The organism is Rhizobium chutanense (assembly GCF_002531935.1).
Classification (GTDB): domain Bacteria; phylum Pseudomonadota; class Alphaproteobacteria; order Rhizobiales; family Rhizobiaceae; genus Rhizobium; species Rhizobium chutanense.
The window spans coordinates 364557-386327 of the sequence record NZ_NWSV01000001.1 but is presented as its reverse complement, the minus strand read 5'-3'; the positions used below and the strand labels follow the sequence as shown (position 1 = coordinate 386327).

At 59.6% G+C, this 21771-nt stretch carries 23 protein-coding genes and 2 tRNA genes; 10 read left to right on the top strand and 15 right to left on the bottom strand.

Features of this window, described 5'->3' with window-relative positions; translation table 11 throughout:
• Nucleotides 1–67: 67 nt before the first annotated feature.
• Nucleotides 68–511: a ribosome silencing factor gene (gene rsfS / locus CO666_RS01875; protein WP_097610447.1), complete on the bottom strand. Its 444-nt coding sequence runs from the start codon at nt 509–511 to the stop codon at nt 68–70.
• A 209-nt stretch (nt 512–720) separates the two neighbouring features.
• On the opposite strand from rsfS, the gene CO666_RS01870 reads away from it, so the two are divergent.
• Nucleotides 721–1080 (top strand): winged helix-turn-helix domain-containing protein, encoded by a 360-nt coding sequence (locus CO666_RS01870; protein ID WP_097610446.1) that lies wholly within the window; start codon nt 721–723, stop codon nt 1078–1080.
• Between the two features lie 12 nt (nt 1081–1092).
• On the opposite strand, the gene modC is transcribed toward CO666_RS01870, so the two are convergent.
• From modC to obgE, 7 genes are all read right to left on the bottom strand, one after another.
• Complete coding sequence (gene modC / locus CO666_RS01865; RefSeq protein ID WP_097610445.1) at nt 1093–2160, bottom strand: molybdenum ABC transporter ATP-binding protein; 1068 nt, start codon at nt 2158–2160, stop codon at nt 1093–1095.
• Nucleotides 2157–2858 carry a molybdate ABC transporter permease subunit gene (modB, locus tag CO666_RS01860; RefSeq protein WP_097610444.1) on the bottom strand — a complete coding sequence of 234 codons (702 nt, stop codon included), beginning with the start codon at nt 2856–2858 and terminating at the stop codon, nt 2157–2159. Before modB ends, modC begins: the two co-directional genes overlap by 4 nt.
• 279 nt (nt 2859–3137) lie before the next feature.
• Complete coding sequence (gene modA / locus CO666_RS01855; RefSeq protein ID WP_097610443.1) at nt 3138–3929, bottom strand: molybdate ABC transporter substrate-binding protein; 792 nt, start codon at nt 3927–3929, stop codon at nt 3138–3140.
• A 468-nt stretch (nt 3930–4397) separates the two neighbouring features.
• On the bottom strand, nt 4398–4997 hold the full coding sequence (locus CO666_RS01850) for a nicotinate-nucleotide adenylyltransferase (protein WP_245436730.1): 600 nt from the start codon (nt 4995–4997) through the stop codon (nt 4398–4400).
• A 91-nt stretch (nt 4998–5088) separates the two neighbouring features.
• Nucleotides 5089–6372, bottom strand: a complete 1284-nt coding sequence (locus CO666_RS01845) for a glutamate-5-semialdehyde dehydrogenase (protein ID WP_097610442.1) — start codon at nt 6370–6372, stop codon at nt 5089–5091.
• Complete coding sequence (proB, locus tag CO666_RS01840) at nt 6365–7534, bottom strand: glutamate 5-kinase (protein WP_097610441.1); 1170 nt, start codon at nt 7532–7534, stop codon at nt 6365–6367. The genes CO666_RS01845 and proB overlap by 8 nt, the downstream gene beginning before the upstream one ends.
• Nucleotides 7521–8597: a GTPase ObgE gene (obgE, locus tag CO666_RS01835; RefSeq protein WP_097610440.1), complete on the bottom strand. Its 1077-nt coding sequence runs from the start codon at nt 8595–8597 to the stop codon at nt 7521–7523. The genes proB and obgE overlap by 14 nt, the downstream gene beginning before the upstream one ends.
• Before the next feature lie 84 nt (nt 8598–8681).
• On the opposite strand from obgE, the gene CO666_RS01830 reads away from it, so the two are divergent.
• Nucleotides 8682–9548, top strand: coding sequence for an endonuclease/exonuclease/phosphatase family protein (locus CO666_RS01830; RefSeq protein ID WP_097610439.1), 867 nt, complete (start codon nt 8682–8684; stop codon nt 9546–9548).
• 98 nt (nt 9549–9646) lie between these two features.
• On the opposite strand, the gene CO666_RS01825 is transcribed toward CO666_RS01830, so the two are convergent.
• From CO666_RS01825 to rplU, 4 genes are all read right to left on the bottom strand, one after another.
• Complete coding sequence (locus tag CO666_RS01825) at nt 9647–10234, bottom strand: GNAT family N-acetyltransferase (RefSeq protein ID WP_097610438.1); 588 nt, start codon at nt 10232–10234, stop codon at nt 9647–9649.
• Nucleotides 10231–10887: a GNAT family N-acetyltransferase gene (locus CO666_RS01820; RefSeq protein ID WP_085738750.1), complete on the bottom strand. Its 657-nt coding sequence runs from the start codon at nt 10885–10887 to the stop codon at nt 10231–10233. Before CO666_RS01820 ends, CO666_RS01825 begins: the two co-directional genes overlap by 4 nt.
• A gap of 125 nt (nt 10888–11012) precedes the next feature.
• Entirely contained in the window at nt 11013–11282 is a 270-nt protein-coding gene (gene rpmA, locus CO666_RS01815) for a 50S ribosomal protein L27 (RefSeq protein ID WP_003567620.1), read from the bottom strand.
• A 34-nt stretch (nt 11283–11316) separates the two neighbouring features.
• Nucleotides 11317–11634 (bottom strand): 50S ribosomal protein L21, encoded by a 318-nt coding sequence (rplU, locus tag CO666_RS01810; RefSeq protein ID WP_003543907.1) that lies wholly within the window; start codon nt 11632–11634, stop codon nt 11317–11319.
• A 305-nt stretch (nt 11635–11939) separates the two neighbouring features.
• Between rplU and CO666_RS01805 the strand changes: the two genes are divergently transcribed.
• From CO666_RS01805 to CO666_RS01780, 6 genes are all read left to right on the top strand, one after another.
• Nucleotides 11940–12029 (top strand) — tRNA-Ser (locus CO666_RS01805).
• A 344-nt stretch (nt 12030–12373) separates the two neighbouring features.
• Complete coding sequence (locus tag CO666_RS01800; protein ID WP_143540218.1) at nt 12374–13318, top strand: retron St85 family effector protein; 945 nt, start codon at nt 12374–12376, stop codon at nt 13316–13318.
• Complete coding sequence (locus CO666_RS01795; RefSeq protein ID WP_097610436.1) at nt 13315–14259, top strand: retron St85 family RNA-directed DNA polymerase; 945 nt, start codon at nt 13315–13317, stop codon at nt 14257–14259. Before CO666_RS01800 ends, CO666_RS01795 begins: the two co-directional genes overlap by 4 nt.
• A gap of 291 nt (nt 14260–14550) precedes the next feature.
• Nucleotides 14551–15513 (top strand): DUF5655 domain-containing protein, encoded by a 963-nt coding sequence (locus tag CO666_RS01790; protein ID WP_097610435.1) that lies wholly within the window; start codon nt 14551–14553, stop codon nt 15511–15513.
• A gap of 156 nt (nt 15514–15669) precedes the next feature.
• Nucleotides 15670–16401 (top strand): coiled-coil domain-containing protein, encoded by a 732-nt coding sequence (locus CO666_RS01785; RefSeq protein WP_097610434.1) that lies wholly within the window; start codon nt 15670–15672, stop codon nt 16399–16401.
• Nucleotides 16402–16518: 117 nt separating this feature from the next.
• Nucleotides 16519–16608: transfer RNA gene (locus tag CO666_RS01780), tRNA-Ser, on the top strand.
• Between the two features lie 434 nt (nt 16609–17042).
• On the opposite strand, the gene CO666_RS01775 is transcribed toward CO666_RS01780, so the two are convergent.
• Both CO666_RS01775 and CO666_RS01770 read right to left on the bottom strand, forming a co-directional pair.
• Nucleotides 17043–17294, bottom strand: coding sequence for a type II toxin-antitoxin system ParD family antitoxin (locus CO666_RS01775; RefSeq protein ID WP_097610433.1), 252 nt, complete (start codon nt 17292–17294; stop codon nt 17043–17045).
• A 268-nt stretch (nt 17295–17562) separates the two neighbouring features.
• Nucleotides 17563–18999, bottom strand: a complete 1437-nt coding sequence (locus tag CO666_RS01770; RefSeq protein ID WP_097610432.1) for a DUF6880 family protein — start codon at nt 18997–18999, stop codon at nt 17563–17565.
• 251 nt (nt 19000–19250) lie between these two features.
• Here CO666_RS01770 and CO666_RS01765 point away from each other — a divergent pair, with 251 nt between their 5' ends.
• On the top strand, nt 19251–19505 hold the full coding sequence (locus CO666_RS01765) for a DUF2934 domain-containing protein (protein ID WP_097610431.1): 255 nt from the start codon (nt 19251–19253) through the stop codon (nt 19503–19505).
• 122 nt (nt 19506–19627) lie between these two features.
• On the opposite strand, the gene CO666_RS01760 is transcribed toward CO666_RS01765, so the two are convergent.
• A complete protein-coding gene (locus tag CO666_RS01760; RefSeq protein ID WP_097610430.1) occupies nt 19628–20275 on the bottom strand; it encodes a ThuA domain-containing protein in 648 nt (215 codons plus the stop codon).
• 214 nt (nt 20276–20489) lie between these two features.
• Here CO666_RS01760 and CO666_RS01755 point away from each other — a divergent pair, with 214 nt between their 5' ends.
• Complete coding sequence (locus CO666_RS01755; protein ID WP_097610429.1) at nt 20490–21710, top strand: IS701 family transposase; 1221 nt, start codon at nt 20490–20492, stop codon at nt 21708–21710.
• Nucleotides 21711–21771: the final 61 nt, after the last annotated feature.

The window sequence follows — 21771 nt, the reverse complement described above, 5'->3', positions numbered from 1 at the left end:
CCGGCTTTTAAACTTGTCCGGCCAGCCAATGCCACATTTCAGGCGCCGGACAAATGCCGGCCGCCTGTCAGTGCCGTGTTTCTTCGTCCATATCCGGAGCCGCCCACATCTTTTCGATGTTGTAGAACTCGCGGATTTCGGGACGGAACACGTGCACGATGATGTCACCGGTGTCGATCAGGACCCAATCGCCGCCTTCCTGGCCTTCGACGCGGGCCGTGCCGAGGCCGTCATCCTTGAGGTCGGTGAGCAGATGATCCGAGATCGCCATGACATGCCTGTTCGAGCGGCCGGAGACGACGATCATGTAGTCTCCCAGCGCCGATTTTCCGGCAATGTCGATGGTGACGATATCTTCAGCTTTGGAGTCCTCGAGGCTGGCGAGGACGGTTTCTAGGGCGCGGGCAGCGGCATCGGCGCCACGTTCCGCACTCTTCGGGATAACGGCGAGCGTTCTTCCCTTGGCGTGTACTGTTGTCAGTTTTTTCCCTTTCCTGGAATGACAAACCATGCACAACACGAGATCCGATCGAGACCGGATCATGGTTAAGATAGGCATCAAACCATTAATGTTTCAAGACGTGCTAAGATACAGAGCGGCTGAAAATCCGATCCGACGTCCGATTTGAAGAATATTGCCACTCGGGCTGCTTGTCGCGGCGGTGTACAGTTTCCGTGCCGCAGCGTAAAGTGCGGCAAATTCCACGATCTCCGGATTCAATGACCGACTCAGCCGCAAAATCCCTCGTGCCCGTCCTGCGAATCAGCTTCCCGGACGAAGATCGGCTCGGCCATGGCAAGATGGAACTCTTGGAACATATCCGCGCGACCGGATCGATCTCGGCGGCGGGGCGGGCGATGGACATGTCCTATCGGCGGGCATGGCTGCTGGTCAGCGAGATGAACCGGATGTTCTCGGAACAGGTGGTGGAGCCGCAGCGCGGCGGTCAGAAGGGTGGCGGCGCTGCGCTGACGCCGTTCGGCGAGGAGTTGCTCGAGCGTTTCCGCCGGATGGAAAGGACGATGCGCGAAAGCCTCGCCGAGGATCTCGCCTGGCTCGAAGCCAAACGCAGCCTGTAGAGGACGCGCTGGTCAGGCCTCCAGGGCAACCGTCTTGATGACGGCGAAGACGGTCTTGCCGGGCCGAAGATCGAGGCGCTCGCAGGAGAGCGCGGTGATGCGCGCAAGAATGGCATCGCCGCCGCAATCGATCCGGATTTCGACCGTTCCGTCCTCATCCGACGATATCGCTTCGATCCTGCCTTCGAGAATGTTCAGCGCGCTCAACCCCTCGGGCCTTGTCGTCGCCAGCATGACGTCGCGCGACGGAATGCGGATACGCACCAGTCTGCCCGGCGCCAGTGTCGCGCTCGGAATATGCAGACGAGAGGATTTCAGTGTGACGGTCGACAGGCGATGACGCGCATCGAAGCTTTCGACTGCGCCTTCCAGCAGCGCGCCCGCCTCTTTCCGGTCTGATGCCGCAGAGGGGCGGCTCAATATGTCGACGGCCGGGCCTGTCGCTTCCACCTTGCCGTCGCTGAGGACGACCACCTGGTTTGCGAGCCGCGCCACCTCGGCGATCGAATGGCTGACATAGACGATCGGAATGTCGGTCTCGTCGCGCAATCGCTCGAGATAAGGCAGGATCTCGGCCTTGCGGGCCTCGTCGAGGGCGGCGAGCGGCTCGTCCATCAACAGCAGGCGGGGGGCGGAGAGCAGGGCGCGGCCGATGGCGACGCGCTGTTTTTCGCCGCCGGACAGTTTGGCGGGGCTGCGCTCCAGCAGCGGCTCGATGCCGAGCAGATCGACGATGCGATCGAAGCTTTCACCGCGTGCCGCTCTCGCCGCGAACCAGCGGCCATAGGAGAGATTGGCGCGAACGCTGAAATGCGGGAAAAGCCGGGCCTCCTGGAAGACATAACCGAAGCGGCGGCGATGTTTCGGGACGAAGGTGCCGGCTGCGGTTTCGGTCAAGGCCTCGCCGTCAAGCACGACGCGACCCTCATCCGGGCGGGCAAGGCCGGCAATGATGCGGATCAGCGAGGTCTTGCCGGAGCCGGAGCGGCCGAACAGCGCGGTGACGCCACGCTCGGAGGTGAAGGCGGCGTCGAGCGAAAAGGCGCCGAGCCGCTGTTTGGCTTCGACGATCAGCGTCATTCCGGATCGATCCTTTGGCCGGCGAGACGGGCGAGGCATTCGGAGGCGAGCAGGGCTGCCATGGATATGATGATGGCGACGAGCGTCAGGCGCAGCGCGCCGGCATCGCCGCCCGGCACCTGGGTGAAGGTATAGATCGCCGCCGACAGCGTCTGGGTTTCGCCGGGGATATTGGAGACGAAGGTGATCGTCGCGCCGAATTCCCCCATCGCCTTGGCGAAGGAAAGGATCATGCCGGTAATGATGCCGGGCAAGATCAGCGGCAGGGTGATCGTCAAAAAGACCCAGGCGGGACCGGCGCCGAGCGTTCCGGCCGCCTCCTCCAGCTTGCGGTCGACCGCCTCGATCGACAGGCGGATGCTGCGCACCATCAGCGGAAAGGCCATGACGGCGCAGGCGAGCGCCGCACCCGTCCAGCGGAAGGAAAGGACGATGCCGAGATACTGGTCGAGCAGGCTGCCGATCGGACCGCGGCGGCCGAACAGGATAAGGAGAAGGAAACCGGTGACGACGGGAGGCAGGATCAGCGGCAGATGAACGATGCCGTTCAATACCGACTTGCCCCAGAAGCGGCCGCGGGCGAGCAGCAGGGCAACGAGAATGCCGAAGGGCAGGCTCGCCAGCATGGCGACGATCGAGACGCGCAGGCTGAGCAGGATCGCCGTCCATTCCTCGTTGCTCAGGCCGAAAATGTTCAAATGCGGTCTCCCTGGAAAATCCGATGCCTGCCCCTCATCCGCCTGCCGGCACCTTCTCCCCGTAAACGGGGCGAAGGGACCATGCCGTGACCTCTCCGTCCCTCGTCAACCTCTCGCATGGCACGTCCCCTCGCCCCGTTTACGGGGAGAGGGTTAGGGTGAGGGGCAGCCATCGGCACGTACAGGCAGCCATAACCTTGTGCCTGACATCCGCTGCTTATTCGATCGATGCAGATGCTTGGGTGCAAGCTGGAGCCTGACAAAACACTAATCGGCCGACTATTTCAGAATCGTGAAACCCTGCGCCGTGAAGAAGGCGGCGGCCTTGTCGGATTTCAGGAAGTCGAGATAGGCTGCTGCTTCCGGGTTCTTGCTCGAAGCCAGGATGGCGATCGGATAGATGATCGGCGGATGGGAATCGGCCGGGAAGGTGCCGACGACGGCGACACCCTTATCGGCGGCGGCATCCGTCTGGTAGACGATGCCATAAGGCGCTTCGCCGCGGGAGACGAGAGCGAGGGCAGCGCGCACACTTTCGGCGCCGGCGACCTTGGTTTCCACCGATTTCCAGACGCCGAGTTTTTCCAGCGCGGCCATGCCGTATTTTCCGGCCGGAACCGATTTCGGTTCACCCATGGCAAGCTTGCCGTCACCCAAAAGCCCTGCGAGATCGAAATCCTGCTTGATCTCGACGGGCTTGGCCTTGTCCTTTTCGGCAACGAGCACGATCCGGTTGCCAAGCAGGTCCGAACGGCTATCGGCCTTGATCAGGTTCTTCTTGGCGACGTAGTCCATCCAGTCGCGGTCGGCCGAGATGAAGATATCGGCGGGGGCCGCGTTTTCGATCTGCTTGGCCAGCGCTCCGCTCGCCGCATAGGAGGCGACGGCTTCCTTGCCGCTTTCCCCAGCCCAGGCGGCATTGGCGGCGTCGAGCGCGTCCTTGAGGCTCGCCGCCGCAAAGACGGTGAGCTTTTCGGCCGCAGCGGCCGGCGCCGGAAGCGCTGCTGCGCCAAGCCACAGGGCCGATATCGCGGCGGTTGCCAGTTTGATCCATTGGCGGCGGTTCTGCATGATTGACTTCCCCAGAGTTCGAAATATTGCGACGAATATAACGGGTGATGCGGTTTGGCTAGGGGATGTATCCAGGAAAATATAACCGCAAGGAGCACTGCGCCGCATTGTCGATGCGCATGGCTTGGATGTGAAACGGGATCTCTTGGGCAAAAATATCCGGCGGGCACTCTGCAAAGCGCAAGGCTCCCGGCGCCGACGCCATTCGCGATGATTATCTGCTGATAAAAACGCCACTTCCGACGCGATATTTCCGGCCAGGCTTGCAATCGGCGCATTGCTGCAATGCAACAATCAGTCTTCACCTTCGTGCGGAATCTGATAAAACATACTTATCGAAACGGCTTTCTCCTCCTCCCATAGCCGTTCGATAGGGTCGACAACACTCCTCCTCCCAGTTGTCGATCGAGTTTATAAGCCCGACGGATCCTCCCCCGTCGGGCTTTCTCGTTTTCAACGTCCTTGAATTTATTCGGCCCGGTCGTGCGACGCGCCGTTGCGGATTGCCGTCGAGCTCAGGCCGGAGCGCGGTCCGTGGATGAAGGTCCAGGCCGGCGCCGGTTTCTTCCAGAGAACCCGGGCGTCATCCTCGTCGACGCGGGCGAAATCGAAGGTCCTCGTCATCTTCGAGGAGAGATAGGAGAGCGTCGCGCCCGGCCGGTCGATCACCGCGATCGGGAAGGTACGGGCGATCTCCTGCCATTTCTGCCATTTGTGAAAGGTCTGCAGGCTGTCGGCGCCCATGATCCAGATGAAATGCACATGCGGATTGCGGGCCTTGACGCGGGCAAGCGTGTTGGCGGTGTAGCTGACGCCGAGCGCTTGTTCGAAGGCGGTCACCTTGATGCGGGGATCGGCGGCAATGCGCTCGCTTTCGGCAATGCGCTCGGCAAGCGGGGCCAGCTGATTGCGGCTCTTCAGCGGGTTGCCGGGGGTGACCATCCACCAGAGCTGGTCGAGACCGAGCCGCTTGAGGGCGATCTCGGCGACGAGCGCGTGGCCCTGATGCGGCGGATTGAACGAACCGCCGAACAAACCGACGACCATACCGCGTTCGCTGTGCGGCATGCGGAGATAGTGCCGATCCACATTTTCGATCGGCACATCGGGCTCGATCGCCCCATCAGGCCCGGTCGCGACGTCAGACTTGGGCGTCACGTCAGGGCCGCGTCTGTCCGGCGCCGTGCACCCGATATTTGAAGGAGGTCAGCTGTTCGACGCCGACGGGGCCGCGGGCGTGCATCTTGCCGGTGGCAATGCCGATCTCCGCGCCCATGCCGAACTCGCCGCCATCGGCAAATTGCGTCGAGGCATTGTGCAGCAGGATCGCCGAATCGACCTCGGTGAAGAACCGCGCGACGACCTCGGGGTCCTCGGCGATGACGGCCTCGGTGTGGTTCGAGGAATAGGTCTGGATATGGGCGATCGCGCCCGATATGCCGTCGACGACGGTCACGGAAATGATCGCGTCGAGATATTCGGTCGACCAGTCCTCCTCGGTCGCCGGCTTCATGCCGGGGGCGACCTTCAGCACCGTCGGCGACGCGCGGACCTCGCAGCCGGCCTCGGTCAAGACCTCGAGCAGCGGCGTCAGATGCGTGCCGATCGCGGCGCCATCGACCAGCAGGGTTTCGGCCGCGCCGCAGATGCCGGTGCGGCGCATCTTGGCGTTGACGACGATCTTCTTCGCCATCTCGATATCGGCAGAAGCATCGACATAGATGTGGCACAGGCCCTCGAGATGGGCAAAAACCGGCACGCGGGCCTCACTCTGCACCCGGGCGACCAGGCTCTTGCCGCCGCGCGGCACGATGACGTCGATCGCGCCGTCGAGGCCGCGCAGCATGGCGCCGACGGCGGCACGGTCGGTGACCGGGACGAGCTGGATCGCATGCTCTGGAAGCCCGGCCGCTTTCAGGCCCTCGACCAGGCAGGCATGGATAGCCTGCGATGAACGGCGCGAATCCGAACCGCAGCGCAGAATGACGGCATTGCCGGCCTTGAGGCAGAGAGCGCCGGCATCGGCCGTGACGTTCGGCCGGCTTTCGAAGATGACGCCGATGACGCCGAGCGGCGTGCGGACGCGCTCGATCTTCAGGCCGTTCGGCCGGTCCCAGGCGGCAATGACTTCGCCGACCGGATCGGCCAGGGCGGCGATGGCGCGGATTCCCTCGGCGATTTCGGCGATACGCTTGTCGTTCAGCGTCAGCCGGTCGACGAAGGAGGCGAGCATCTCGGTGCCTTCGATGTCCTTCAGGTCCTTGGCGTTTTCGGCAAGAATCTCGGCCTTGTTCGCCAGGATTGCATCGGCCATCGCATTCAGCGCACTGTTCTTCGCCTCGGTCGACGCAAAGCTCAGCGGTCGTGCGGCAGCCCTCGCCTTGCGGCCGATGTCGTTCATCAGCACGTCGATGTCAGGGCCTGGCGCAACGGTATCAAGCATAGCTCGCGTCCTTCTTCTGCCTTTCCGATTTCGAACCGATCGGCGCGGTCATCACCATGTCGTCGCGATGGACCATGGCGGCGCGCCCGGCATAACCGAGGATGGCTTCGATCTCGGCCGACTTGCGGCCGGCAATCCGGCGGGCGTCGTCGGCGTCGTAGCTGACGAGGCCGCGGGCGATCTCGCGACCTTCAGGGCCGATGATCGCCACCGTATCGCCGCGGCTGAAGAGGCCGGAAACATTGCGCACGCCGGCCGGAAGCAGGCTCTTGCCGGCGCCGAGAGCGGTGACGGCGCCGTCATCGACATGCAGTTCGCCGGCCGGCTGCAGCTGCCCGGCAATCCAGGTCTTGCGAGCCGTGACGGGCGTTCCCGAAGGGGCGAACCAGGAGGAACGGGCACCGTTTTCGATCGCCGACAGCGGGCTGTCGGTCTTGCCGGAGGCGATGATCATGGCGCAGCCCGATGTCGTGGCGATCTTGCCGGCATCGATCTTGGTGCGCATGCCGCCGCGCGAAAGCTCGGAAGCCGCTCCCCCGGCCATCGCCTCGATCTCCGGGGTGATGGCCGAAATCGTCTCCAGGAAGGCGGCGTTCGGGTCGAGATGCGGCGGGGCGGTATAGAGGCCGTCGATATCGGAGAGAAGGATCAGCAGGTCGGCGCCGGTCATCGTCGCGACGCGGGCGGCCAGCCGGTCGTTGTCGCCATAGCGGATTTCGCTGGTGGCGACCGTGTCGTTCTCGTTGATGATCGGCACGGCGCCGATCTTCAAAAGCTGATTGATGGTGGCGCGGGCATTGAGATAACGGCGGCGCTCCTCGGTATCGCCGAGCGTCAGCAGGATCTGGCCGGCGACGATCTCGTCCTTCGACAGGCTTTCCGACCAGGCGCGCGCCAGGGCGATCTGGCCGACGGCCGCCGCCGCCTGGCTTTCTTCCAGCTTCAGCGCGCCGGAGGGCAGATCGAGCACCGAGCGGCCGAGCGCGATGGCGCCGGAGGAAACGACGAGCACGTCGATGCCTTTGGCCTTCAGGCCGGCAATATCGGCGCACATGGCGTCGAGCCAGGCCTTTTTCAGCCCGGCCTTGCGGTCGACCAGCAGCGCCGAGCCGATCTTGATGACGACGCGGCGGTAGCGGCCAAGCGGCTTACGGCTGGTCATCGGCCTCGTCCTCATCGGTGACGACCATGTCGCGATGCCTGAGCTTCGGCACCTTGGCCGGTTTTTCCTCGGCATTTTCCTCGACGATAACGTCGCGCAGCGCGCGCAGGACTTCGGTCATGCCCTTGCCGGTGACGGCCGAAATCAGGAACGGTGTCTTGCCGCAGGCTTTGGCCAATTCCTTGCTCTTCTTCTTCAGTTCGGCCTCGTCGAGCACGTCGATCTGCGACAGCGCCACGATCTCCGGCTTGTCGGTCAGGTCGTTGCCATAGGCTTCGAGCTCGTGTTTCACCGTCTTATAGGCTTTGCCGACCTTTTCCTCCTGGGCGGAGACGAGGTGCAGCAGCACCCGGGTGCGCTCGACATGGCCGAGGAAACGGTCACCGATGCCGACCCCCTCATGGGCGCCTTCGATCAGGCCCGGAATGTCGGCGAGGATGAATTCCCGCTCGTCGATGGTGGCGACGCCGAGATTGGGATGCAGCGTGGTGAAGGGGTAATTGGCGATCTTCGGCCGGGCACGGGTGACCGACGCAAGGAAGGTCGACTTGCCGGCATTGGGCAGGCCGACAAGGCCGGCATCGGCAATCAGCTTCAGCCGCAGCCAGAGGGTTTTTTCCTCGCCGGGCAGGCCGGGATTGGCCCAATCCGGCGCCTGATTGGTCGAGGTCTTGAAATGGGCGTTGCCGAAGCCGCCATTGCCGCCATGGGCGAGGCAGTAACGCTGGCCCTCGACGGTGAGATCGCAGATCAGCGTTTCCCGGTCTTCCTCGAAAATCTGGGTGCCGACAGGGACCTTGAGCGTCACGTCGCTGCCATTGGCGCCGGTGCGGTTTCGGCCCATGCCGTGGGTGCCGATCGTCGCCTTGAAATGCTGCTGGTAGCGGAAATCGATCAGCGTGTTGAGGCCGTTGACGGTCTCGACCCAGACATCGCCGCCGCGTCCGCCGTCCCCGCCATCGGGTCCGCCGAACTCGATGAATTTCTCGCGCCGAAAGGACACGCTGCCGCCGCCGCCGTCTCCGGACTTGATATAGACCTTTGCTTCGTCGAGAAATTTCATTTTACTTCCAGTATCCGGTGGCAGTTGGACGGCCCGTCTTGGCCCATTCGATATAGGCGGTTCCGACGGAGGTCAAAGATTATCGTGAATTTCGCGAGCTATAACATACAGTACGGCTTCGGTCTTGATGGCAGATATGACCTGGCGCGCATCGCCCGCAGCCTCGAAGGCGCCGATGTCATCGCGCTGCAGGAGGTGACCCGCGGTTTCTCGCGCAACGGTTTTGCCGACATGGCGGCCGATGTTGCGGCCTTCTTTCCCGACTATTTCTGGGTGTATGGGCCGGCCTGCGATATGCATGTCGAGGCAGCTGACGGCAGGCCGCAGCCGCCGCCGGGCACCCGCTTTCAGTTCGGCAATATGGTGCTGTCGCGCTGGCCCGTCGTCTCGACGCGGACGCTGCTTCTGCCGCGCAGCCGGACGATCGGCAAGATCAACCTGCAGCGCGGCGCCACCGAGGCGGTGATTGCAGTGCCCGGCGGCGCGATCCGCCTCTATTGCGTCCATCTCGACCACGTCTCGGCCGACGAGCGCATCCGCCAGCTGCAGTTCCTGAACGCCCATATCAATGCCTTCGTCCAGGAGGGCGGGTCGCTGACGGGCGGTGGCGAATTCGATCTGCCGGAGCCGCCGCTGCCGGAGGATTATATCATCATGGGCGATTTCAACATGGAGCCGGAATCGCCGGAATATTGCGCGCTTGCCGGCGCTGGCGGCGGCTATTACGGCCGTATCGCCCGGATCGGCACGCCGGTCGACGCCTTTGCGGCGCTTCAGGCCTATCGGCCGGAGAGCTATAGCTGGATGGATCCCGAAGATCACGGCAAACGCATGCATCTCGACTATTGCTTTGTCAGTTGCGGCCTCGTCAGCCGGTTGAAATCCGCCCGGATCGACACGCGATCGGAAGGCTCCGATCATTTCCCCGTGTGGGTCGAGATCGGCGATTGACGGAGACGCCGCCGAGCCGGCGGCGCCTCCTGTTCCAGTCTCGGATGAGAGCATGATGACGTCCGAAAACCGCGTACACTTTTCGGCATCATGCTCTGTTAGGCCACCTTCCGCGGCTGCAGCATGCCCGGCTGCAGCACGGTTTCGATGTGCGACACCATGGTATTGCGGGCGAAACAATAGATTTCGCCGCAACCCACCATGCGGAAACCGAGCTTCTCCTGCAGCCGCAGCGACGCCGGGTTGTCGGCGAAGACGCCGGAATGAACAGGCGTCTCCGGCATGCGGCGCGAGAAGCGCTCGATGATCGCCGCCACCGCCTCGCTCATATAGCCGCGCCGCCAGTAGTAGCGGTTCAGCCAGTAGCCGAGGTGCCAGCGGCCGTGGCGCAGCTCGATCGAGACGTTGCCGATATGGACATCGTCCTTGCCTGTTATAGCCAGCGGCCAGTCGGGCAGGGTGCCCGAGGTCACCGGCATCAGCCAGTCCAGCGCATCCTGCCGGTCGAACGGCGCCGGCACGCGGGACAGCATGCGCGTGACCGCGAAATCGGAGAGCGATTCCGCGATATCAGGCGCATCGCTCAGCCGGTGAGGGCGAAGCGTCAGCCGGGCCGTCGAGATGACAGGCGCGGGGCCCGGCATCATCGGCCTGGTCTCAGGCCTTTGCAGCGCTGATGTGCTCATGCGATGTTCCCCCAGCTTCTGAGCGATATCCAGGTCTTGCGGTCGAGCCGGTACCATTCCACCGGCACGTTGCTGCCGAGCGCCAGCGAGGCGGCGAGCCCCGATCCCTGGAACTGGAAGCCGCACTTCTGGATGACGCGGCGCGAGGCGACGTTCATCACCCGGCAGCGGGCGTCGATCTGATCGACGTTTTCGCGGGTTCTGAACACCATATCGACCAGGGCATGGCAGGCCTCGGTCGTATAACCCTTGTTCCAATAGGGTTCGCCCAGCCAGTAACCGATTTCGACGGTCCTGCCGTCGGCATGCGGCTCGACACCGCAGCAGCCGATAAAGGCGCCGTTTTCGGCCTTGGTGATCGCATAGACGCATTTGCCAATCTCGCCATTTCGCGTACGCCAGACAAAGTCGGCGGCATCATCGGCGGTATAGGGATGCGGCATACGCGATACCATGGTGGCGACTTTGGCGTTGTTGGCGAGATGGGCAAGGGCGTCGATGTCTTCTTCGTGGGGCGCGCGCATGACGAGCCTTTCCGATAACAAGACAGGGCAATCGGTCCTTAACCGTTCCGGCCTCAGCCGTTCCATGGGAGACCGCTGGTCTTCCCGGGGAGACCGTGATTGGTCTGCCCTCAACAATTCGCCTTGCATGTTCAGTCCTCCTGTTTGGACAAAGAAAAAGGGGAGATGGCGCCCCATCTCCCCTGTTTTCTGGACTGAACCTGGTACGGCCAGCCGGGTCGATGAGACGCCGGCTGTTTTAGAGCGCTACCGGCTTATTCCGCTGCTTCCGCTTTCGGCATGACAGACACGTAGACGCGACCGTTGGCCTTCGTTCGGTAGTTCACATTGCCGGCGGTAAGTGCAAAAATCGTGTGATCCTTGCCGAGGCCGACGTTGGAACCCGGATGCCACTGCGTCCCGCGCTGACGCACGAGGATGTTGCCTGCGATGACGGCTTCGCCGCCGAACTTCTTCACGCCAAGGCGCTTGGATTCGGAATCGCGACCGTTGCGCGAGGAACCGCCAGCTTTTTTGTGTGCCATTGGAGTTCTCCTTTAAACCTGAAACCCGTTGATCTTACTTGGCAGCCACGATGTCCGTGATACGGACGACCGTGTGATGCTGACGATGGCCGCGCGAACGCTTCGAATTCTGACGGCGGCGCTTCTTGAAGGCGATGACCTTCTTGCCGCGGTTCTGTTCGACGACTTCTGCCTTGACAGAGGCGCCGGTAACGAAGGGCGCACCGATCGCAGCGTCGGCGCCTTCGCCGATCACGAGCACTTCGGTGAATTCAATGGAATCGCCAGCGGTGGCTTCCAGCTTTTCGATGGTCAGCACGTCGTTGGCTGCCACACGGTACTGTTTACCGCCGGTCTTGATGACTGCGAACATTTTTTATCCTTTCATGTTCGTTCCAGCTCTCCTCGCCGCTTGGGCAAGGTGGCCGTCTTTTTATCAGTCGAAGTTAAGCAGGGATTTCAGAGGGAAACCTCGAACTCTTCCTGCCGGTGAAGCGCCCTGCGCAAGCACAGGACAAACAAGGCACGGATTTCTCCAAACCTATTGCGCAGCCGGGATACGCGAGCGACAAAAAACTGTCAAGGCAAAAGGATGGAATGCTTCGACTTTTCGGCTTGCCAACCCGTCATATGCTCGTTATGAGAACGCCCGCGCCGAACAAGCGCCGACCTGACCGCGGAGAGGTGGCAGAGTGGTCGAATGCACCGCACTCGAAATGCGGCATACCTGCAAGGGTATCGTGGGTTCAAATCCCACCCTCTCCGCCAGTTTTGAGCTGGATTGTCACGCTTTAGGCGGATCTCCTACGTTAGATGGTTTGTGTCAACTGCGGCGAGCCACAGCCTCGGCACATTCGAGCGCATGAAGTGAACTTCGATCCGCTTCCGGCTTATCCACAGCTGCATCATCACGCCGTTGACAATCGACTTTTTGGCAATATTGTGCGCAACGCTTACGTGCATAAGCGCTTCGTGCGCTGGTCTGGCGATTCGTCCGGACCTCATTATATTGTCGAGATTTGGTGCCCTAGAAGGTAGCGATTGCCAATCGCCCTTCGGGACGCTCCGCTCGATAGCCATTCACTACCTTCTAGGGCTTTAAAGGTAAGCATATGTTGCCATTTGCGGAGGAGCTGGATGCGGACAAAATCCACGTTCAAGCTCCTTCCGCAGTGGTATTCTTATGTGGCGGAAAATATTCTGATCTGTCGCAGGCAATCCCTCTTTCCATGAGGGATGCTTTCTTAAAGATACTCAACAATCCAGCGTTGAATGGGAAAGTATTAATTCAGGCAGAGGACATCACTAGGCTTGGATTTTTTTCCGATGCTTATGAAGATATCCTTGAGTTCGAGACTGACCTTGCTGAGATTTCAGAAATAATTCTTTTGTTTTGTGAAAGCGAGGGGAGTTTGGCCGAGCTGGGTGCATTTTCTGTTATTGAGGAAATTGCATCTCGCATGCTGGTCATTGTTCGGGACAAACATTGGAGCGGAGAAGGCGCATCCTCGTTCGTGAGGCTGGGACCGCTACGATATCTCGAGAGAAAACACGGTCAGTCGTCCGTCTTTGTAATTGATGACAGGGATATTGGTGTCGCCGGCTCAGCTGCGGGGATCCGAATCGATGTTTTGAGGGACCAGCTTCAAAGCCCGCTGGCCTCAAGGCTGGCAACTATTCGAAATCCGACGACGTTCAGCTCAACTCGCCCTGGCCATATCATTAAATTGATAGTGGGAATGGTCCAAGAGTATGGTGCCCTGACAATCGACGAGATTGACGAGCTCTTGCTGAAGCTGGATGTCTATGTCCCTTCGCTAAAGTTAAAGGGTTATCTGCTCTGCGCCGAGGCAGCAAACTGGGTTGTGAAGAAGCGAAAAGGCTCAGATGACTTTTACGTTGCGCGACCTCTTCCAGATTCGGTGTCGATCGTTACGAAAACCGTGCGTGCCGTGGCAAACAAAGGGCGCCGGAGGATGGCGATCCGTGAACATTGGAAGGCACATCAACCTCTCCGGTATAGCGTAATCACCGAGTTTTACGGGGCTGATGAATGAGCGAGCTTCTGAGAATGCTGTCGGAAGATACGGGCCTAAGCGAGATCGACCTTCGAACCATTATTGCGACAGCCCCGAATCGTTACAAAACCTATGAAATCGACAAACGTCGAGGAGGAAAGCGCGAGATTTCCCAGCCGGCTCGCGAGCTCAAGGTGCTGCAACGCGCAATGGTGCAACGGATTTTATCGGGGCTGGCAATCCATAGTGCTGCGATGGCCTATAGGCCAGGTATTTCGATTCGGAACAACGCCGCCTACCATGCGGGCGATGGTCCTATCCTGAAATTCGACTTCAAAGATTTCTTTCCAAACATACAAGCCGTAGATTGGGAAAAATACTGTGAGAAACATAGTATTTTTGATCATCAAGAAGATGTAAAGCTGAGTTCAAGGATTCTTTTCAGAAAAAGCAGTAGATATTCTCCTGTATTGAGGCTTGCAATCGGAGCTCCTTCATCTCCCATGCTTTCGAATATTCTGATGTTTGAATTTGATGAATATATGCAGAGTTATGCTGAAAGCCAAAAAGCCAAATATACACGCTACGCCGACGATTTGACCTTCTCGGCGCCTAGAACAGGGTATTTGAACGGCGTCGAGAAAGTTCTTCGACAAGCCATCCACAAAATAAAGAACCCGAAGCTTCAGCTAAATGAAGACAAAACCGTGCTGGCTACCAGAAAGTATAAACGGATGGTCACCGGTCTAATATTAGCTAACGATGGGTCGGTATCACTGGGGCACCAGCGTAAACGAAATATGCGTTCCGCAGTTCATCATTGGCTTCTCGGCAAATTGAGTTCAGCAGAGCAAGCGAACCTTGCTGGCCTTTTGGCCTTTGCCGAGGACGTTGAACCATCGTTTGTCTTCGCTTTGGCGAGAAAATATGGGACCTCTACGCTGAAAGACATAAAAAAGCTGGCCGATATCGAGTCATAGTTTTCTCGTTGATCGCATGACGACACCGCAGTGCACAATAACTCGCGGTGTCCGGTCAGAGATCGTCGACACGGTAGTGTTTGTGGTCCCCAGAATCGATCGATCCTCGCAGGATATCCGCTGCCCCCAGAGATGGTTCTCCAGTTGCGACAAGGTCAGAGTCGTCACGTTATGCAATCATGATTTGCGGTCGATCCTAACAGATCAGCACGCACTGGCAATTTATCTGGACAACGCCGCACAGGCGAATAGAACTTACTCTGCAATTTATGAGCTTACTCGGAGTCAAGTTTGAGCGACATTAAGCTGTTTCATTTCAACGGCGCCCGGGTGACAGAACTCGCCGGAGCAGCCGCCCAGGTTGAGAAGTCGCTGCAAAACCTGTTCGAAGCCAATCTCGAGGTGCTGCTCGGCATCCGTTTCATTGCCACCGAGCACTCGACCGGCCCCGTGCACGGCGGACGTATCGACACACTCGGTCTGGATGAGGACAATTCGCCGGTCATCATCGAATACAAGCGCGCGGTCAACGAGAACGTCATCAACCAGGGCCTGTTCTATCTCGACTGGCTGATGGACCACCGCAAGGAATTCCAATGGCTGGTGATGGAAAAGCTGGGACCTGATGCGGCGAAGGCCGTCGACTGGTCGGCACCGCGGCTGTTATGTATCGCCGGTGACTTCACCCGTTACGACGAACACGCCGTCAAACAGATCGCCCGCAACATCGAGCTCATTCGCTACCGCCGGTTTGGCGAGGATCTTTTGATGTTGGAACTGGTGCATGCGCCGAAGACCACCAGCGTGATGGCATCGCGGCAGGGGCAAAGGGCAATGCCAACCAGTCCCGGTGTCGTCGTGGAGGAGACGCTAGGCGAAGAAACCGACCCCTACTACACGAACCGGCAGGCCTACCGCCTGTCGCAGGCCTCCACGGAACTGCGTGATCTCTACGACGCCGTGCAGCAGTTCCTCATCGGCCTCGGCGACGATGTGCAGGTGAAGGAACTGAAGCAATATACCGCCTTCAAGCGGATCAAGAACTTTACCAGCTTGCAGATTTTCCCTCAGGCGCGGAGCATCCTGGCCTTTCTGCGGCTAGACCCCTCCGACATACAGCTTGAAGAGAGCTTTTCACGCGATGTCAGAAGAATCGGCCACCAGGGAACAGGCGATCTAGAGATTTCGCTGCATTCGATGGCTGATTTCGAGAAGGCACAGCCGCTCTTCAGGCGAGCGTATGAGGGTGGTTAGTAGGATTTGGCACTATCGAATCCTGAGGGTCGTTCAGTCCGTTATCTGAAAGTTAAAAAAATCGCTGTGGTAAATGCTCGGCGTTAGTAGAAATTGCGTTTTTATTTTGCAAATCTCGCTTCGGTTGATCACCAAAAGATTGTTCTGAGGCTTTTCATGGATGTCGTAATTAAATTTCTTGATGTTGCCGCGTGGCCGATCGTGGCTATAGTCGGGATCGTTGTTTTGGGCCCTGGTGGGGTTCTTTTGGCATTTACAGATCGACTTGGACGTTCAATCAGTGATTTTACACGAGCCATCCCAGAGCTAAAGGAAACCGCCGCTACACTTCGTTCAGACACCGATACCTTAGTGGCGAAAGCTCAAGAGATCACCACCCGTTTCTCTGAAGAGTATCGGGGTTTGGAGGAACGAATTGACCGTCTTTCCAAGCGGATATCGGATCAGCTTACAGAGGTCCGTGAAGCGCTCGACGAAATGGATAAATCCAAGATTGTCGAGGTTCAGGAAGAAATAAACAGAGTTGTTGACGGCGTATTACCTGATCAAGAAACCGAAATTGGAACCAGCGACGTAGAACCATCTCCTGATGAGATGATGGATACACTGAAAGATGAATGGGACATTCTCGTTGAGACACTGAGAGACCGCCTAGGTAATCCGGAATATTTCGATCGTCGACAGGTCGGGTCAATGGCATGGCGCCTCTCCCACGGGCGCAGAACAAACAAGATTAGCAAAGAAGATGCAGAGCTGATCGCCGAGCTCCATTCACAATTCAAGCGGTTCACCCGTCTATCGTCCTCGAAAGACGAATGGCTAACTGGTGATGTATTTTCGTCCTTCCTCAGTGGCATCAGGAAAGCACAGAGTGCGTTGACTGGATAAGCGCTTACTTCGCGCCACATTGAGGGCACAAATGGCGTGCCGTTCTCTGTTCTAACGCAACCCCGATCGAGCTTTGTTATGAGAACGCCCGCGCCGAACAAGCGCCGACCAGACCGCGGAGAGGTGGCAGAGTGGTCGAATGCACCGCACTCGAAATGCGGCATACCTGCAAGGGTATCGTGGGTTCAAATCCCACCCTCTCCGCCATAAATCACAAGCATTTGAAACTTAAGCGTTTTTCTAGGACGCGTTGCGGTCATGTGTACCACACCCGCGGCTCGCGGTTTCTATCAAAAGCATGGCTACGACGCCCATTCTAAGGTGTCAACGATTTGGAATGCTTCGCCGGAGACAGTCGTTCCCGCCTCCCGCCGTTGGCGTCGCTGTGCTTGACGCTCCTGTGGTTGCCTCGGGAACCGCCGAATCAAGTGCGAATCCCCACCGTCCCGGTGCGGCGACGTCGGCGAGCTTGCGGCGGATCAGCATCCAGATCCCGGGGAATGCCGCATCGAAATTATCGGCATCGAGGTCGGCCAATTCGAGATAAACCCAATCCGCGCTTGCGCCGGCCCGAACAGCCGGATTCCCGCCTCGGCAATGCCGATCATGTCTTCTTCGGCTTCTTCTGTGAGGTGAAACCGTCAGTTGCCGCGGGAAGCTTCAACGCGTGCCCGCGCTGCCTCAAAAAGCTCGCCCTTCGAGCGCGTGCCGACGCCGCTCTTCAGCCCCTCATCGACAAATCGCTGCATGGCGGCGATCTTATCTTTTCGCTCCTGATCCATGCGGATCAGGTCGCGGACATAATCGCTCGCGTTGGCATAGCGGCCCGTTTTGGTTTGCGCCTCAACCCAGTCTTTCATCGGGTCGGGCAGGGATACATTCATCGTCGCCATATTGGCCTCCTTATTTTGTAGTGCGACACAATTTGGCAAAGTTTGTCAATTTTGAACGCCCTGCGTTATTCGATAATGCGACGCCCAGACGCGCGCGTGCCTGGAAAATTCCGCCGATAGGGCATCATATGCCCGAAGATCGGTGCGAGCATCCCGGTTCTTCTCCAAATACGCATGGGCGATTTCCTGCCTCAGCGCGGTCATACGGCGGCGTTCCTCAAGCTGCCGGAAGATCAGCCGTCAAGTTCGGCGCGGTCTCGTATCCGGCTTAACGCATCAGGCTCCAGAAGCCATGCTTGTTTCCGTGTTTACGCTTCAGCTCGACAAGATAGGCGTCGTGAGGCCGGGCATTGCCGAAATCGTCGATATGCGGCGCCAGCGACGCGCATTCCGCCAGATGGCGCGCGGCGTGCCTGTAACGGCTGGATCGGCCGTAATCGAGGGCATAGCCGATCATCGCCCGCAGCAGTATGGTTGCCGCGAGCGGGTGTTTCTCCTGCAATATCTCGGCGGCCGGCGTCATCAGTTCGTACAGGTTGCCGTCCAGTTCGGCCTGGCGCCTGGAGATAAGTTTCGCCGCCTCGGCCAGTGCGGGCCAGGTGAGGAAAAAGGCAAGGGCCGAGTGAACATCCGGAAAACCATGGACGAAGGCGAATGCTTTCTCTTCGGCCTCGATATCGTCAAAGTCGGGGAGCTTTCGCAGGAGCGCGTGAAGGTGCTCGCCATTCAGCGACTGCTCGAAGCATTGCCATTGATAGGCTCGCGCTTCCTCCCCCCGCCCCAGGGCATCGAGCGCTTCGACGCGGGCGCGCTCCCATTCATAAGGCAGTTCGAACCGACCCCGGTGATCGGCGGCGTCCAAAATCTCCAAGGCTTCCCCAGCGCGTCCAGCCAAGAGCAAACGGTCGGCGATGTCGGCTGCGATCGTCGGCGCCCTTAACGTCTGTTCCGGCTGTTGGGCGATGAAGGCATCGACATCATTCTGGGCATCGGCAATTTCCTGCAGAGCGATGCGCGCCGTCATTTGTCGATGGTTGGCGTCGATTTCGTCCCTGTAGATCGGCCCGTTGCCGCCCCAGCCGAAAACCTCCCGGTCGGCGTCGGCGGGCTTCTCCTCCGCTTCGTTCGACCATTTCACCAGGAGGCTCTTCAAGCGTTCCAGGCCGTCCTTGCCCAGCGCCGGAACCATTTCGGCGATCAGCGGATCGTATTGGCCATGGTCGTTATCCTGCAGCGCATCAAAGACCCTGTCGGCAAGAACATCGGTACCGATAGACGCGGCGCTGGCGATGACGCCGGCATCGGCGCATGCCCGGTGGAACGTCTCGATGAACACGCTGTCGCCGCTGTTGGATCGCTCGAATATCGTGTGGGCGACGGCAAGGAATTGCCAGATGAGATCGAACGCCTCCTTCGGATCGTCGGCGGCGACGACCGTGACGATCGTCGATCGCTGCGTTTCGAGGTCGGCGTTAACGGTCTTCACCTTATGCCATTCGATGAAGCTGCGGGCTCGCGCGATGCTGGTGAGGCGCTTGCGCACCTCACGAGCGACTTCCGCACTGCCGTGATTGCCGGCGAGTTCCATGCGAAGCCGTCGTTTGTGGGCGGCGCTGCCGGTGCTGATTTCGATCAGCAGTTCGGCGAGACGCTGCGCCCCAAGGGTTTCCAGGTTTTTCGCGTTGAGAGTTGTCTTTGCTGCCATGGACCATCGCTATCGTTTCAGGCCGACAGTATCTCAGCCTTCACATCAGTCCAAGGTGCCGGGCGAGGGGATGCCGGGATAATGCCGGGTGCAATCATGCTGCCGATTCGTATGACTTTATCGGCGTTTAGTCTCGCCGAATCATCGCCGTTAGCTAAAAAATAACGCTGCCTCGTAACGACTCCTAAAGCCGGTTTTGGCACCTTCTTGCTATCGATATTTGCTTTCAAATTTTTCGGCTGGGGTTTGTCATGAGTCACAATAAAGACGCCTGGGTCAGCCAGCGCGCTTATTCACTGTGGGAATTTGAAGGCAGGCCGGATGGGCGCGGGGAAAGCCATTGGGCGCAGGCACTGAGGGAATTCGAGCAGCTGGAATTGACCAAGGCCTCGCCCGATGGAAACGACCTCATCGAGAAGCTGAAGGCAGCCGGGCGGCTGATGCGGGTCTATGACGAGCCGGCTCCCGCCGCCGCCGCCGACCTGCAGCTGAAAGCGGCGCGTTAGCCACATTGCCGAGACGTCGAAGATTCAGAGGCATTCCGCACGCATGATCGGCCTTGCCGGCAGGCGGTCTGCTACTTCGATGAAGCCGGCCACGATAAACACCGAAAGCGTTTGCCCTTTCATCACGGCTGGCGGGCGGCCCAGCTCAGGCCGCGCCGCAGGATGAGGGGCATATAGGGATGGTCGAATTCGGCCGCGACATGGCCGAGGGCGGAATAGAAGATGCGGCCGGCGCCGAAATGGCGCTTGAAGACGACCGGCATCACGACGTTGCGGGCCGCCGGATCGTAGCCGCCGGTGAAGGTGGTGGTCGCCAGGATTTCGACGGTCGGATCATAGTGCAGGTAATATTGCTCCGAACGGTAGTCGAAATCGGGAATGCCCTCCATCACCGGATCGTCCTGGCGGGTAACGGCGACGCGGAAGTCGATGATGTTGCCGGGATGCGCGACCCAGGTGACGCCGGAGACATAGCGGAACGGCGCGCTTTCCTTGAAGGAGGTGGCGAGCGCGCCGTGATGGCCGGCAAGCCCCAGCCCGCCGCGCACCGCTTCGACCAAGGCGCTGGCATGGGGTTTTTCGAGCGTTTCGCCTGTTATAACAGGCACCAGTAGGTCGGTTTTGGCAAGCGCCGGAGATGCGAATATGCCGAGATCGCCGGTGACCTCGACCACAAAACCATCCTCGCGCAGGAGATCGGCGACGATCTCGGCGCATTGCTCCGGCTCATGGCCTTGCCAGCCGCCCCAAACGACCAATGCCTTCCTCATTCGCGCGCTCCCTGGCTGGTGGCTGCAGGCCGTTGCATCATATGATGGTAAAGCCCCTTAAAACGGGCTGTTATGCAAATCACGCGAATAATTCACCGATCGCTGATCCGGCACAATCGCATGGGCGGGGGGCGGTTCGGCATTTGACGTATTGTCCGTTCACGCCTAGCATTACAGTTGCATTTTTATGCATTGCCTGAATCTATAGGCCTCCATGATTCGGAGGTCATGGATGACAGGTGTATCGATAGAGACGACGCTGGAGCTTTGGGCGTCTTCGTTGCGTGATGTGAAAGCGCGAATGCGACCACTGTTCACGCAGGAGCGGGTAGCGAATTCAGCGAGCCAATTTCTGGACGGTTTGCTGGGAGAAGAGCGGCGCAAGACGGGTTGGATGCGCGCGGAGGCGGCCGGCGATCCCGGCCCATGGCGGCAACAGGCTATTCTGGGGCGCGGTCATTGGGACGCGGATGCCTTGCGCGATATCGTGCGCGACTATGCGCTTGAGACATTGGCCGATGCTGACGCGGTGCTGGTGATCGATGAGACCGGTTTTCTCAAGCAGGGTAAGGCATCCTGTGGTGTTGGCCGGCAATATACAGGTTCGGCGGGCAAGATCACCAATTGCCAGATCGGCGTATTCGCATCGTATGTCTCCCGCCATGGTCATGCCTTCATCGATCGGGCACTCTATCTGCCGAAGGTCTGGACGGAGGACCGGAACCGTATGGCCAGGGCCCATGTGCCGGACACGGTCAGCTTTGCTACCAAGCCGGCACTGGCGCTGACGATGATCGAGCGGGCGATCGCTTCGGATGTGCCATTTACCTGGGTGGCTGCCGACAGTGTCTATGGCGTGGGCGACATCGAAATGGCGCTCAAACGAGCCGCCAAGGGCTATGTGCTGGGCGTGAACGCCAATCATCTCTTTCGCTCATGGGACAAACCGCTGGCCGTTGCCGGGACAGCGAAGGACATCGCCGAAGCCTTGCCTGACGATGCCTGGCGACGCCTGTCGGCAGGCGATGGGACCAAGGGCGCGCGACTGCATGATTGGGTCTATCTCGAATTGGCCGACCTCGATGCCGATGATTTCGACGCGGCATTCCCCGGCATCTGGACACGGGGGCTGCTGATCCGCCGCAAGATCGCCGATGGCGATCTCGCTTTCTTCTCCACATGGTGTCCGGTTGGCACATCCATGGAAAAGCTGGTGACCGTGGAGGGCCACCGCTGGGCCATCGAAGACAGCTTCGAAACCGCCAAGAACGAGCTCGGCCTTGACCACAATGAGACCCGCTCCTGGCACGGCTGGCATCGCCATGTCTCGCTGGTCATGCTCGCATTCGCCATGATGGCGGTCATTCGTCATCGCGCCAACACTATGCCACCCCCAAAAACGAGGCAACGCTTGGGACCCGGCATCAGCAATTGATCCGCTGGTCGATCCAGGAAATCCGCCGGATCGCAACCCACCTTGCACGACGGCGAATTGA

What these genes read in the sequence shown, in the direction of transcription:
- rsfS (WP_097610447.1), bottom strand. Translation starts at nt 511, where the DNA reads ATGGTTTGTCATTCCAGGAAAGGGAAAAAACTGACAACAGTACACGCC.
- CO666_RS01870 (WP_097610446.1), top strand. Translation starts at nt 721, where the DNA reads ATGACCGACTCAGCCGCAAAATCCCTCGTGCCCGTCCTGCGAATCAGC.
- modC (WP_097610445.1), bottom strand. Translation starts at nt 2,160, where the DNA reads ATGACGCTGATCGTCGAAGCCAAACAGCGGCTCGGCGCCTTTTCGCTC.
- modA (WP_097610443.1), bottom strand. Translation starts at nt 3,929, where the DNA reads ATGCAGAACCGCCGCCAATGGATCAAACTGGCAACCGCCGCGATATCG.
- CO666_RS01850 (WP_245436730.1), bottom strand. Translation starts at nt 4,997, where the DNA reads ATGCCGCACAGCGAACGCGGTATGGTCGTCGGTTTGTTCGGCGGTTCG.
- CO666_RS01845 (WP_097610442.1), bottom strand. Translation starts at nt 6,372, where the DNA reads ATGCTTGATACCGTTGCGCCAGGCCCTGACATCGACGTGCTGATGAAC.
- proB (WP_097610441.1), bottom strand. Translation starts at nt 7,534, where the DNA reads ATGACCAGCCGTAAGCCGCTTGGCCGCTACCGCCGCGTCGTCATCAAG.
- obgE (WP_097610440.1), bottom strand. Translation starts at nt 8,597, where the DNA reads ATGAAATTTCTCGACGAAGCAAAGGTCTATATCAAGTCCGGAGACGGC.
- CO666_RS01825 (WP_097610438.1), bottom strand. Translation starts at nt 10,234, where the DNA reads ATGAGCACATCAGCGCTGCAAAGGCCTGAGACCAGGCCGATGATGCCG.
- CO666_RS01820 (WP_085738750.1), bottom strand. Translation starts at nt 10,887, where the DNA reads ATGCAAGGCGAATTGTTGAGGGCAGACCAATCACGGTCTCCCCGGGAA.
- rpmA (WP_003567620.1), bottom strand. Translation starts at nt 11,282, where the DNA reads ATGGCACACAAAAAAGCTGGCGGTTCCTCGCGCAACGGTCGCGATTCC.
- rplU (WP_003543907.1), bottom strand. Translation starts at nt 11,634, where the DNA reads ATGTTCGCAGTCATCAAGACCGGCGGTAAACAGTACCGTGTGGCAGCC.
- CO666_RS01800 (WP_143540218.1), top strand. Translation starts at nt 12,374, where the DNA reads ATGTTGCCATTTGCGGAGGAGCTGGATGCGGACAAAATCCACGTTCAA.
- CO666_RS01795 (WP_097610436.1), top strand. Translation starts at nt 13,315, where the DNA reads ATGAGCGAGCTTCTGAGAATGCTGTCGGAAGATACGGGCCTAAGCGAG.
- CO666_RS01785 (WP_097610434.1), top strand. Translation starts at nt 15,670, where the DNA reads ATGGATGTCGTAATTAAATTTCTTGATGTTGCCGCGTGGCCGATCGTG.
- CO666_RS01775 (WP_097610433.1), bottom strand. Translation starts at nt 17,294, where the DNA reads ATGGCGACGATGAATGTATCCCTGCCCGACCCGATGAAAGACTGGGTT.
- CO666_RS01770 (WP_097610432.1), bottom strand. Translation starts at nt 18,999, where the DNA reads ATGGCAGCAAAGACAACTCTCAACGCGAAAAACCTGGAAACCCTTGGG.
- CO666_RS01765 (WP_097610431.1), top strand. Translation starts at nt 19,251, where the DNA reads ATGAGTCACAATAAAGACGCCTGGGTCAGCCAGCGCGCTTATTCACTG.
- CO666_RS01760 (WP_097610430.1), bottom strand. Translation starts at nt 20,275, where the DNA reads ATGAGGAAGGCATTGGTCGTTTGGGGCGGCTGGCAAGGCCATGAGCCG.
- CO666_RS01755 (WP_097610429.1), top strand. Translation starts at nt 20,490, where the DNA reads ATGATTCGGAGGTCATGGATGACAGGTGTATCGATAGAGACGACGCTG.